The 13,148-nt window shown below is 66.9% G+C and carries 7 protein-coding genes and 1 pseudogene; 2 read left to right on the top strand and 6 right to left on the bottom strand.

Annotated features, from left to right (window positions below; genetic code table 11):
• Positions 1-145 precede the first annotated feature (145 nt).
• On the top strand, positions 146-1,453 hold the full coding sequence (locus tag DIE11_RS23250) for a dicarboxylate/amino acid:cation symporter (protein WP_059605468.1): 1,308 nt from the start codon (positions 146-148) through the stop codon (positions 1,451-1,453).
• 13 nt (positions 1,454-1,466) lie between these two features.
• Positions 1,467-2,408 carry an amino acid ABC transporter substrate-binding protein gene (locus DIE11_RS23245; RefSeq protein WP_124627355.1) on the top strand — a complete coding sequence of 314 codons (942 nt, stop codon included), beginning with the start codon at positions 1,467-1,469 and terminating at the stop codon, positions 2,406-2,408.
• Between the two features lie 86 nt (positions 2,409-2,494).
• Here the strand turns inward: DIE11_RS23245 and uvrA are convergent, their stop codons facing one another.
• From uvrA to DIE11_RS23215, 6 genes and pseudogenes are all read right to left on the bottom strand, one after another.
• A complete protein-coding gene (gene uvrA, locus DIE11_RS23240) occupies positions 2,495-8,389 on the bottom strand; it encodes an excinuclease ABC subunit UvrA (protein WP_124627353.1) in 5,895 nt (1,964 codons plus the stop codon).
• Positions 8,390-8,590: 201 nt separating this feature from the next.
• On the bottom strand, positions 8,591-10,051 hold the full coding sequence (locus DIE11_RS23235; RefSeq protein ID WP_409364581.1) for an amino acid racemase: 1,461 nt from the start codon (positions 10,049-10,051) through the stop codon (positions 8,591-8,593).
• Positions 10,048-11,322, bottom strand: a complete 1,275-nt coding sequence (locus tag DIE11_RS23230; RefSeq protein WP_124627351.1) for a dicarboxylate/amino acid:cation symporter — start codon at positions 11,320-11,322, stop codon at positions 10,048-10,050. Before DIE11_RS23230 ends, DIE11_RS23235 begins: the two co-directional genes overlap by 4 nt.
• Before the next feature lie 185 nt (positions 11,323-11,507).
• The gene (locus DIE11_RS23225) at positions 11,508-12,422 is read right to left on the bottom strand and encodes a LysR substrate-binding domain-containing protein (protein ID WP_124627349.1); all 915 of its coding nucleotides are present in this window, start codon (positions 12,420-12,422) and stop codon (positions 11,508-11,510) included.
• A gap of 106 nt (positions 12,423-12,528) precedes the next feature.
• Positions 12,529-12,837: an H-NS histone family protein gene (locus DIE11_RS23220; RefSeq protein ID WP_124627347.1), complete on the bottom strand. Its 309-nt coding sequence runs from the start codon at positions 12,835-12,837 to the stop codon at positions 12,529-12,531.
• A 166-nt stretch (positions 12,838-13,003) separates the two neighbouring features.
• Positions 13,004-13,148: pseudogene (locus DIE11_RS23215) on the bottom strand (phosphomannomutase/phosphoglucomutase); the annotation flags it as partial.

Genomic DNA, 13,148 nt, shown 5'->3' with positions numbered 1-13,148 from the left:
CGCCACCGGTGCAATCTTCGGGGAGGCAATCGGTCGCGACGCGGCGCTAGCGCAAACCCGCCCCCGGTTGCACTGTTCATCGTCGTTCGCGTCCTGTATCGTCCTTCCATCCCCGGTTGCGGAACCGGTGCATGGGAGGCTCACGATGCAGAAAAAAAATGCTGCAGCCGTCTGGATCCTGATCGCGATGGTGGCAGGCATCCTGATCGGCTACATGATCTTCATGAGCTTTCCTGACAAAAAGGCCACCGCCGAGATCGCCGGATACATCTCGCTCATCTCCGATGTGTTCCTGCGCCTGATCAAGATGGTGATCGGGCCGCTGGTGTTCTCCACGCTGGTCGTCGGCATCGCGCACATGGGCGACGCGGCATCGGTCGGGCGCGTATTCGCGAAATCCATCGGCTGGTTCGTCACCGCGTCGCTGATCTCGCTGCTGCTCGGGCTGTTCATGGCGAACCTGCTTCGCCCGGGCGACAACCTCGGCCTGCCGCTGCCGGACATCGGCGCATCGGCGAATCTCGCGACCTCCAAGTTCACGCTCAAGGATTTCGTCGGCCACATGGTGCCGAGATCGTTCGCCGAGGCGATGAGCAACAACGAGATCCTGCAGATCGTCGTGTTCTCGATGTTCTTCGGCGTGGCGCTCGCGGCGCTCGGCGAACGCGGCAAGATCCTCGTGGCCGCGATCGACCAGCTGTCGCACGTGATGCTCAAGATCACCGGCTACGTGATGAAGCTCGCACCGCTCGCGGTGCTGGCCGCGATGGCCGCGACCGTCGCCGTCAACGGGCTGTCGGTGTTGCTGAAGTTCGCGGTGTTCATGGGCGACTTCTACGTCAGCCTGTTCCTGCTCTGGACATTGCTCGTCTGTGCGGGGCTGCTGTTCCTCGGCCGCCGCGTCTTCAAGCTGCTGGTGCTGATCAGGGAAGCGTTCATGCTGTCGTTCGCGACCGCCAGCTCCGAAGCCGCGTATCCGAAGATCCTCGATGCGCTCGACCGGTTCGGCGTTCGGCGCAAAATTTCGAGCTTCGTGATGCCGATGGGCTATTCGTTCAATCTCGACGGCTCGATGATGTACTGCACCTTCGCAGCGCTGTTCATCGCGCAGGCGTACAACATCCACCTGTCGCTCGGCACGCAGATCACGATGCTGCTGGTCCTGATGCTGACGTCGAAGGGGATGGCCGGCGTGCCGCGCGCATCGCTCGTCGTGATCGCCGCCACGCTGCACCAGTTCGGGCTTCCGGAAGCCGGGCTGCTGCTGATCCTCGGTGTCGACACGTTCCTCGACATGGGCCGCTCGGCCACCAACGCGGTCGGCAACTCGATCGCCAGCGCCGTGGTCGCGAAGTGGGAAGGCCAACTCATGTCCGAGGCGGAAGCCGAGGCCAACCTGGCGCGCATCGACGCGGAGCAGGAAGGGACGATCGCGCATCCGGCGGATGTCTGACGGAGGCCCGACGATGAAGATGCAGCGATTCTGGCGTGCGCTCGCGCTCGCAGGCCTGCTTGCCGCGGGCGCAACCGCGCACGCAGAAGATGCGCCGTCCACGACGCCGCGCGTCGAGCCGTTCGCGCCGGCCCAACTGACCGGCACGCTCGCGAAGGTGCGCAGCAGCGGCACGATCGCGCTCGGCTATCGCGACGCGTCGATCCCGTTCTCGTACCTGAATGCGCGCAAACAGCCGATCGGTTATTCGATCGAGCTCTGCAAGGCGCTCGTGTCGTCGATCGAGGATGCGGTCAACAAGAGCCTGACGATCCGCTGGGTGCCGGTCACTTCCGACAACCGCATCGACGCGGTGGTCAACGGCACGGTCGATCTGGAATGCGGCTCCACGACGAGCAACCTGGAGCGCCAGAAGCGCGTGGCGTTCTCGCCGATCATCTTCGTGGCCGGCACGAAGGTGATGGTGAAGCGAGGCTCGCCGATTCGCTCGTTCCGCGATCTCGCGGGCAAGAAGGTCGCGGTGACGGCCGGCACGACCAACGAGAAGGCGCTGCGCGACCTGGACGCGCGGTTCAGGCTCGGGATCCAGCTGCAGGTGGTGCCGGACCATGCACAGGGCTTCGCGCTCGTCGCGAATGGTCAGGCCGATGCGTTCGCGACGGACGACGTACTGCTGTACGGCCTGATTGCCGAGAATGCGGGCAAGGGTGGCCAGTACGACGTGGTTGGCGATTTCCTGTCATACGACCCGTACGGAATCATGTTCCGCAAGGACGATCCGCAGCTCGCGCAGGTCGTGAAGAGCACGTTCGAGGAACTGGCCGTCGACGGCGAGATCACGCGTCAGTACAAGCGCTGGTTCCTGCGTCCGCTTCCGTCGGGCATGAGCCTCAACCTGCCGATGAGCCCGCAACTCGAGACCATCATCGAGACGATCGGCGTCAAGGGCGAATGAGATTGCGCGGCTGACCGCACGGACGAATGTAAAAGCGGCCCCGATGCCTGATCAGACACCGGGGCCGCTCACATGATGCACCGCGTTCAACCGACCCGCGCTTCTCCCTGCCGCGCCGTCTCATCGTCTTCCGTCGCCGTTCGCGCCAGCACGGGCTTGAGCGCCTGCCCGGTATGGCTCGCCTTCACCTGCGCGAGCCCTTCCGGCGGCGCCGCCGCGACGATCGTGCCGCCGCCCACGCCGCCTTCCGGCCCGAGATCGATGATCCAGTCGGCTTCCGCGATCACGTCGAGGTCGTGCTCGATCACGACGACGCTATGCCCGCCGTCGACCAGCCGGTGCAGCACACGGATCAGTTTCGCGACGTCGGCCATATGCAGACCAACCGTCGGCTCGTCGAGCACGTACAGCGTATGCGGCGCCTTCTGGCCGCGCCGCGTGATGTCGTCGCGCACCTTCGTGAGCTCCGTGACGAGCTTGATCCGCTGCGCCTCGCCGCCGGATAGCGTCGGCGACGGCTGGCCGAGCGTCAGATAGCCGAGGCCGACGTCCTTCATCAGCTGCAGCGGATGCGCGATGTTCGAAATCGGCGCGAAGAACTCCACCGCTTCGTCGATTTCCATCGTCAGCACGTCGCCGATGTTCCGGCCGCGCCACGTGACCGCGAGCGTCTCCGGATTGAAGCGCTGCCCGTGGCACACGTCGCACGGCACCTTCACGTCGGGCAGGAAGCTCATCCCGATCGTGCGCACGCCTTGCCCTTCGCAGGCCGGGCACCGCCCGTCGCCGGTGTTGAACGAGAAACGCGACGCCGTGTAGCCGCGCGCGCGCGCTTCCAGCGTATCGGCGAACAGCTTGCGAATCGTGTCCCACACGCCGATGTAGGTAGCCGGGCACGAGCGCGGCGTCTTGCCGATCGGCGTCTGGTCGACTTCGAGCACGCGGTCGATCTGTTCCCAGCCGCTCAGCGACTCGCAGCCTTGCCACGCATGCGTGACGTTCAGCGACGGGCGCGGCGCGCTACGCGCGAGCACGCTCGAGCGGCGGTTGGTGGCCGGCGCATCCTGCTGCGCGGCCTTGCGCGCACGCCGCGTGGCCGGCGACGACAGCACCGAGCGGCCGACCGCATCGAGCAGGTTCGTCATCAGCACATCGCGCGCGAGCGTCGACTTGCCCGAACCGCTGACGCCCGTCACCGCGACGAGCCGCGCGAGCGGAATCCCGACCGTGACGTCATGCAAGTTGTGCAGCGTCGCGCCGTGCACGGTCAGCCAGCCCTCCGGCACCGCCGGTGCGCCCTTCTTGCCCGCGAGGCTCACCGCACGGCGCGGTTGCAGCGGGTGCGTCATCGGGTGCGCGAGCAGGCGGCCCGTGACCGAATCGGGCTGTGCGGCCAGATCGGCGACCGCCCCTTCGGCGACCAGCGTGCCGCCGCGCTTGCCGGCACCCGGGCCCACGTCGATGATGTGATCGGCGCGGCGAATCGTGTCCTCGTCGTGCTCGACGACGACGAGCGTGTTGCCCTTGTCGCCGAGCTTGCGCAGCGCGTCCAGCAGGATCTGGTTGTCGCGCGGATGCAGGCCGATCGTCGGCTCGTCGAGCACATAGCACACGCCCTGCAGGTTGCTGCCGAGCTGCGCCGCGAGCCGGATGCGCTGCGCTTCGCCGCCCGACAAGCTCGGCGCCGCACGATCGAGGCTCAGGTAGCCTAGCCCGACTTCCTCGAGAAACGCGAGGCGGCTGCCGATCTCGCTGACGATGTCGCGCGCGATCTGCGCGTCGCGGCCGGTCAGTTCCAGCGCGTCGATCCAGCGGCGCGTATCGGACACCGTCCACTGCGCGACCTCGACGATCGGATGCGCGTCGAACGTGACCGCGCGCGCGGACGGATTCAGGCGCGTGCCGCCGCAATCCGGACACGGCTCGTTGCCGACGCCTTCCGGTTCCTGCTCGTCCGACGGCAAAGTCTGCTCGCGGCCGCGATCGTCCCCGGCGAGCACGGTATCGTCGTATGCCGCGCGCTGTTCGCGCGTGAGCGTGACCCCGGTGCCGACGCAGGTCGTGCACCAGCCGTGCTTGCTGTTGTACGAGAACATCCGCGGATCGAGTTCCGGGTAGCTCGTGCCGCACACCGGGCACGCGCGCTTGACCGACAGCACCTTGATCTCGCCGACGCGCGCGGTCGAATGATCGTTCTGCATCGCCTGGTGCAGCCCGTCGAGCGGCGCGAGCAGGTGCATCACGCCCTTGCCGAGCTCGAGCGTCTCGTCGAGCACGCGCCGCAACTCGGCCTCGTTGTCCGGCGACACGACGATGTCGGCCACCGGCAATTCGATCGTGTGCTCGCGGAAGCGGTCGAGCTTCGGCCACGGATCGACCGTCACGAACTCGCCGTCCACGCGCAGATGCGTGCTGCCGCGCGCCTTCGCCCACTTCGCGAGATCGGTATAGACGCCCTTGCGGTTGACGACGAGCGGCGCGAGCAGCCCGACGTGCTCGCCGCGATGGTCGCGCAGCAGCTGCGCGGCGATCGATTCGACGGTTTGCGACGTGACGGGCGTGCCGTCGTGGATGCAATGCTGCAGGCCGAGCTTCACGTACAGCAGCCGCAGGAAGTGCCAGACTTCGGACGTGGTCGCGACCGTGCTCTTGCGGCCGCCACGCGACAGCCGCTGCTCGATCGCCACCGTCGGCGGAATGCCGTACACCGCATCGACTTCAGGCCGCCCGGCCGGCTGCACGATCGAGCGTGCATACGCGTTCAGCGATTCGAGGTAGCGGCGCTGGCCTTCGTGGAACAGGATGTCGAACGCGAGCGTCGACTTGCCGGACCCCGACACGCCGGTGATCACGTTGAACTTGCCGTGCGGGATGTCGACGTCGAGTGCCTTCAGGTTGTGCTCGCGCGCGTTGACGATCCGCACGACGTCCTCGCCCTCGATCGCGCGTCGCTCGCGGGCGGCGTTCAGCACGGCCTGCAGCGGCACGCCTTCGTCGGCGAGCGCGGTTTCGCCGTCCATCGCGCGGTCGTACTGCAGCAGCGCGACGCCGGTGTGCGATTGCGCGCACGCCTTCACGTCGTCGGGCGTGCCCGCGCACAGCACGAGGCCGCCGCCGTCGCCGCCTTCCGGGCCGAGATCGATCAGCCAGTCGGCCGCGCGGATCACGTCGAGGTTGTGCTCGATCACGATCAGCGAATGTCCGGCTGCGAGCAGCTTGCCGAACGCCTGCATCAGCTTCGCGATGTCGTCGAAGTGCAGCCCGGTGGTCGGCTCGTCAAACATGAACAGCTTCGCGCGCGCGACGCGCGCCTCCTCGCTCGCGACCCGGCGCCCGCCCGCGGCGGCCGCCGATTCGGCGAGGAAGCCGGCGAGCTTCAGCCGCTGCGCTTCGCCGCCCGACAGCGTCGGCACCGGCTGGCCGAGCTTCACGTATTCGAGGCCAACGTCGACGATCGGCTGCAGCACACGCAGCACCTCGGCATCGGCCGCGAAGAACGCGGCCGCTTCGCTGACGGTCAGGTCGAGCACGTCGGCGATGTTCAGCGCGCGGCCGTCGCGTTCGATTCGCACTTCGAGAATCTCGGCGCGGTAGCGGCTGCCGTCGCAATCCGGGCAGCGCAGATAGACGTCGCTCAGGAACTGCATCTCGATGTGCTCGAAGCCCGATCCGCCGCAGGTCGGGCAACGACCGTCGCCCGAGTTGAAGCTGAACGTGCCGGCGCCGTAGCCGCGTTGCAGCGCGAGCGGCGCCTTCGCGAACAGCTTGCGGATCTCGTCGAACGCGCCGACGTAGCTGGCCGGGTTCGAGCGCGTGGTCTTGCCGATCGGCGATTGATCGACGAACACGACGTCGCCGACCTGATCGGCGCCCGTGAGATTGCGGAACGCGCCGGGCGACTCGGTCGCCTTGCCGTGATGGCGCGCCATCGCCGGATAAAGCACGTCCTGCAGCAGCGTCGACTTGCCGGAACCCGACACGCCCGTCACGCACACGAGCCGCTGCAGCGGAATCTCGACCGTCACGTCGCGCAGGTTGTGCTCGGTCGCGCCTTCGAGCACGATGCGCGGCGTGTTCGCGTCCACCGGGCGGCGCGCCCAGTTCGACGCATGCGCGACGTGCTTGCGGCCGCCGAGATACTCGCCCGTCAGCGTGTGCGCGGAACGAATGTCGCCCGGCGTGCCGTCGTAGACGATCGTGCCGCCGCGCTCGCCGGGGCCCGGACCCATGTCGATCAGCCGGTCTGCCGCGAGCATCACCGACGGATCGTGCTCGACGACGACCAGCGTATTGCCCGCGTCGCGCAGCCGCTGCATCGCCTCGACGATCCGCGTGAGGTCGCGCGGATGCAGGCCGATGCTCGGCTCGTCGAGCACGAACAGCGTTTTGGTCAGCGACGTACCGAGCGCCGTGGTCAGGTTGATCCGCTGCACCTCGCCGCCGGACAGCGTGCGGCTCTGCCGGTCGAGCGTCAGGTAGCCGAGCCCCACGTCGCACAGGTATTTGAGGCGCGTGCGCACCTCGGCCAGCAGCAGCTTCAATGCATCGTCGAGCAGCGCGCTCGGCAGCGTGATCTCGTCGAAGAAGCGGCGAATGCGCTCGATCGGCAGCAGCATCAGGTCATGCACCGTCAGGCCCGGCAGCGCCTCGAGCTGCGCGCGCGTCCAGTCGACGCCGCGCGGCATGAAGCGATTCGCCGGCGCCAGCACCGCATCGGCGTTCGCCTTCGAACCGAGCCGCCACTGCAGCGATTCGGTCTTCAGGCGCGCGCCGCCGCAGACCTCGCACGGCGTGTAGCTGCGGTACTTCGACAGCAGCACGCGGATATGCATCTTGTACGCTTTCGATTCGAGATAGCCGAAGAAGCGTTTCACGCCGTACCACTGGCTCTGCCACTTGCCGTTCCAGTCCGGCGAGCCGTTGATCACCCAGTCGCGCTCGGCGTCGGTCAGGTCGGACCACGGCGTGTCGCGGCGGATGTCCGCCTTCGCTGCGTAGCGCATCAGGTCGTCCTGGCACTCCTTCCAGGCGGGCGTCTGCATCGGCTTGATCGCGCCGCCGCGCAGCGTCTTGCGCGCGTCGGGGATCACGAGGCCGAGATCGACGCCGATCACGCGCCCGAAGCCGCGGCAGGTCTCGCATGCGCCGTAGGCCGAGTTGAACGAGAACAGCGCCGCCTGCGGCTCCGCGTAGCGCAGGTCGCTGTCCGGGTCGTGCAGCCCGGTGGAGAAACGCCACACCTGCGGCTCGGCGAGCGCGTTTTCCGCTTCCGGCGCGAGCACGTAGACGTTCACGCGGCCGCCGCCGCGCTTCAGCGACGCCTCGATCGCCTCGACCACGCGCACCTTGTCGGCCTGCTGCACGCGGAAGCGGTCGGCCACCACGTCGAGCAGCTTGCGCGGGCCCGTGGGCGACGCGACTTCACGCTGCGCCTGCACGCGCGTGTAGCCGCTCGCGGACAGCCACTGCGTGACTTCTTCTTCGGACGCGCTTTCCGGCAGCTCGACCGGGAACGTGACGACGACACGCGGGTCGTCGGCGCGCGTGCGCTCGACGAGTTCCGCGTAGATCGTCTCGGGCGTGTCATGCCGCACCTGCCGCGCGGTCTGGCGGTCGAACAGCTCGGCCGCGCGCGCGTACAGCAGCTTCAGGTGATCATTGAGCTCGGTCATCGTGCCGACGGTCGAGCGCGAGCTGCGAACCGGGTTGGTCTGGTCGATCGCGATCGCGGGCGGCACGCCGTCGACGCGCTCGACCTGCGGGCGGTCCATCCGGTCGAGGAACTGCCGCGCATACGCGCTGAAGGTTTCGACGTAGCGCCGCTGGCCTTCCGCGTACAGCGTGTCGAACACGAGGCTCGACTTGCCGGAGCCCGACGGGCCGGTGACGACCGTCATTTCGCCGGTGCGCAGGTCGAGATCGAGGTTCTTGAGGTTGTGCTGACGTGCTCCGCGAATGCGGATCAGATTGCTGGATGACAATTTGCCTGCCCGTCTGGATGAGTTAGCCGGAATTCACGGTGCCGGAACGCTGCGGCGGATGCCCGCACGCGCGGCGCACGTGCCGCACGGGTCATGCCCGCGCCGCTCGAGTTCGACGGATACTATACTGTATATTCATACAGTTTTCCACGGGCAGACCGAGCGGCGTGCGCCGTCGACTTCTGCGGGGCAAACCGCGGCTCACCCGCCGCCCGCCATCGCATACGCAATACACGTGCGGGCCAGTACATCGGTTGGATCGACGAGCGTCGCGCGCCTCCCGTTCCGCGCAACATATTCACCGCCAGGAAGCAGGAGCGGCAGTTCCGTACAGCCGAGCACGATTACGCTCACGCCCTCGGCAATCATCGCCTCGATGGCCGCCCCGATATCTTCCTCGCACTGTCCGGACGTGAAGCCGGCCTTGACGCCCCGCTTCCCGTAGATCGCTGCCATCACGCGCGCCTGCAATGCCGGCCCCGGCGCGACTTGCCGAAGCCCTTGCGATTCCAGCGCCTTCCGGTAGACCCCGCTTTCGATCGTGCCGGACGTCGCGAGCACCCCGACCTCCCGCAGCGCCGGATAGGTGTCGCGCAGGTAGGCGACCGTGACGGTCAGCATGTTGACGATCGGAATGCCGAGGTACGGCTGGATCCGCTCGACGAACGCATGCGCGGTGTTGCACGGAATCGCGATGACGTCGGCATCGCCGTCCTCGAGCTTCTTGCAGGTCGCGTACAACGAGATCGTCGGGTCCGCGCCGGTGCCCATCAGGTTCTCGGTCCGGTCGGGAATCTGCGGGTTCTGTTCGACCAGCAGCTTGATGTGTTCCTGATCACGGGACGCCGGCGTGTTGCGCACGATCTTGTCCAGGAAATCGACCGTCGCGGCCGGCCCGACGCCGCCGACCACGCCGACCTTGAACGGCGCCGCGCGTGAGCCGGCGTGCCCGGTCACCGCGTACTGCGCATATGCGAGGTTCGAATCCACGACCGGCACGCGCAGCGGGCCGATATCGCCCGCGACCAGCGCGATCTCGGTCAGGCCGGGGACGATCACCTGCACGCCCTGATCGATCAGGTCCTCGCATGTGCGGCGCAGCAGTTCGACCGGCCGGCCGCACAGATTGCCGCGCTTGATGCCGTCGGCACCGTAGATGGCTTCCGTCACGAGATCGATTCCGTCATGCGTCCGCGGATGAACGACGTCGAACTGCGGTGACGGGAAATACGTCTCGATGAGTCGCTTGTCCCGCACGTAGTCGGAAGCCAGCACGCCAATGCGCGTCGCGTCCGGGTACTTGCGCCGCACGTGGTAGCGAACGGCTTCGACGATGTCCACGATCGGCAGGCGCGTATTCGCCTTCAATTCGTCGATGAACGTGTGGCTCAGGAAACATGGCAGCACAACCGTCGTCACGCCGCGCTTCTCGAACTGCCGGATCATGTCGAACACGTACAGCTTGCGCTCGATGGTCGCCGCGCTGCCCGACCCCGAGCCCTTGAACGGGTATTGCTCGAAGATCATCTCGGCGTGTTCCTCGTCGGACGACGCCGGCGTCGCCTTCACCATCTTGAAGAACACGTCGGCACTGCCCAGCGGCCCCAGGCCGCCGACCACGCCGAATTTCCGACGGGCACTCACGCTATCCGTGCACATCATGCGTTCAGCTCCGGCTGGTCGAATACGGCACCCTGCGACTGCGCGGCGCGCCGGCTCTCCCACTTCGCGATCACCGCCGTCGCCACGCTGTTGCCGATCACGTTCGTCATCGTGCGGCCCATGTCGAGGATCTGGTCGATCGCGAGCACCATCGCGACGCCGGCCACCGGCAGATGGAACATCGGCGCGACCGCCGCGACCACGACCACCGAGCCGCGCGGCACGCTCGCCATGCCCTTGCTGCTCAACATCAGCACCAGCAGCATGAACACCTGCTCCGACAGCGGCATGTGCACGCCGAACGCCTGCGCGATGAAGATGGCCGCGAACGCCTGATACATCATCGATCCGTCGAGGTTGAACGCGTAACCCAGCGGCAGCGTGAAGCCCACCACCTTCTTGTCGACGCCGAACTGCTCGAGCTGCTCGGTCAGGCGCGGATAGGCGGCCTCGCTGCTGGCGGTCGAGAAGGCGATCAGCGCGGGCTCGCGCACGACCTTCAGCAGGCGCCAGACGCCCCGCCCGAGAAACACGTAGCCGACGCCGATCAGGATCGCCCAGAGCACCAGCAAGCCGAGATAGAACGCGCCGATCAGCTTCCCGTACGTGTAGATCACGTCGAGCCCGCGCAGCGTGACCGACGACGCGATCGCACCGAACACGCCGAGCGGTGCCGCGCGCATCACGTAGTTCGTCAGGCGCAGCATCACCGGCACCATCCCGTCGATCGCCTGGATCACGGCGCCGACGCGCTGGTCACGCTTCAACGCGCTCAGCGCAACGCCGAGAAAGACCGAGAACACCAGGATCTGCAGGATGTCGTTGCGCGCCATCGCATCGAGCAGGCTGGTCGGGAACGCATGCGTGATCACGTCCCGGGCGTTCAGCGCGGCGGTGTTCAGTCCGGTGTTGACCTCGCCGGCGGTCTCCGTGAGGTTGAGACCGGCGCCCGGCTGCAGCGCATTGGCCATCACGAGGCCGAGAATCAACGAAATCAGCGACGCGCAGATGAACCAGCCGATCGAGCGCAGGCCGATGCGGCCGACGTCCTCGCCGCTGTCCATGCCGGCCAGACCGGACACGAGCGTCACGAACACCAGCGGCGCGATGATCATCTTGATCAGGCGCAGGAAGATGTCGGTGACGATCGAGAAGTAGCCGGCGATCGTCTTGAGCGTGGCCGGGTCGGTGATATTGGCGTGGCACGCATAACCGGCGATGACACCGAGGATCATGCCGACTGCGATGCTTAAGGTGAGGCGATTTTTCATGTCCATTCGTCCTTGGGTGGCACTCGGCCGCCGGAAGGCGGCGAGCGCGCTGCGAAGAAGGCCGCGCGACGCAGGTCGCGCGTCGCATGTGCCGTTGGAACGAATGGTAGGAACGGCCGAAAAAACCGTGATGCCAGTGCAACATGGCGGTATGCGAGCGTCGCATAACGCGGGAAAACCCTGATTCAGCCGAGCCGGGCAGGCGCCGCGCGCAGATGCTGCCAGAGGGAGTCCAGGAACTCGCTGCGATTGGACACGTCGCGATACACGCGCAGCTCGACTTCCAGGTTCCACGCCGCCGGGCCGGCCGGCACGAGGTCGCCGGCCGCCAGTTCGGCGGCGATCGCGCTCCGGGGCAGCCACGCGACGCCCTCGCCTTCCATCACGAGCTTCTTGAGCACTTCGGCCATGTCTGATTCGTAGTGCAGCTGCAAGGCCGGCGCCTCCGGTGCGCGGCCGAGCAGCAGCGCGAGACAGCGGCCGAAGTAGCTGGTTTCCGTGTAGGTAATCAGCGGCAGCGGATTCTGCTTCGTTCCGGGCAGGCGAAACGCGGGCGCCGATCGACGGTTCGGCCGGCACGCCGGCATCAGCGTGTCGAGGCCCACTGTCAGGTGCTCGTACTTCGCCGGGTCGAGATGGAGCGGCAGCTCGGGATGGTGATACGCAAACATCAGCTCGCAGTTGCCGTTGACGAGCATCAGGATCGAGTCGTGGACGTTCGTCGGAATGACACGCGCCCGCACTTCGCCGAAATGCGGGGCGAGCGCCTTGAGCCAGGCCGGCAGGAAACTCAGCGCGATCGTGTGGCCCGCGGCGATCTGCAGGCTCTTGCCGGCGATCCGCTGCTCGGTGCGGATGATCGCGCGGGTATCGTACAGGCGGCTGATGACGTCCTCGGCCGTTTCGCGGAACAGGCGCCCTGCCGGCGTCAGCACCGGCGGAAAGCTGCTGCGGTCGATCAGCTCGGAGCCGATCCACTGTTCGAGCGACTGGATGCGGCGGCTGAAGCCCGACTGCGTGACGTTGCGAAATTCAGCCGCGCGGGAAAAGCTCTGGTATTGCGCGAGCGCGAGGAAATCCTCGATCCATTTGATTTCCATAGTGGCCTTGGAGGTCGCGGGTAAGCCGGCCCGCTCGTCGCCAGGGTCCTGGCGAAGCACGGGTCGGCGGACGCCTCCATTTTATGGGCATCGCGCAATGTCGCGTTCAACCCTCCTGGCGTTCGATCAGGAAGCGCTCGCGGCGCTTCCCCTTGATCCATGCCGGCTCGCGTCCCCGGCCGGACCACGTCGCTCCGGTGTTCGGATCGCGGTACTTGGGCGCGACGGCAGCCGTTTTTCGCGCCGCCCTTGCGGCACTGCCCTGACGGCCGAATATCTGTCTCGGGGTCAACCCATATTCGGCGACACGGGTACGGACCTCCTGCAGCACGGTCTCGAGTTCAGCCTGTCGCGCTTCCTCGGCACGTTTCATCAGTTCATCGGCTTGCGCCTTCAATTCGCGATAGCCCGACATCCCTTTCCTCCAAATTGCTCCGGCGCCATGAAAAGCCGAACGGGACGCAAGCCCCGAACGGTTCGTTATGTTGTCAACGGGTGGTGTCACGCTCGACCGATCGACGCGGCACGAGGCCTGTCTCCCTACGTATCGGATGCGTCGGCGAAACGCGTGCGAACGTCGTTCAGAACGGCAGCTTGACGTCCGGCTTCGCGGCCGTCAGCACGCGGCGGAAGTCCGCCTGGATGCGCTCGAGCCCTTCCTGCGTCTCCGATTCGAAACGCATCACGACGACCGGCGTCGTGTTCGACGAACGCGCGAGGCCGAAG

It is taken from the genome of Burkholderia sp. Bp9012, from assembly GCF_003853825.1.
Taxonomy (GTDB): Bacteria; Pseudomonadota; Gammaproteobacteria; order Burkholderiales; family Burkholderiaceae; genus Burkholderia; species Burkholderia diffusa.
The sequence above is the reverse complement of the archived record's forward strand: the minus strand, read 5'-3'. Positions and strand labels throughout refer to the sequence as shown.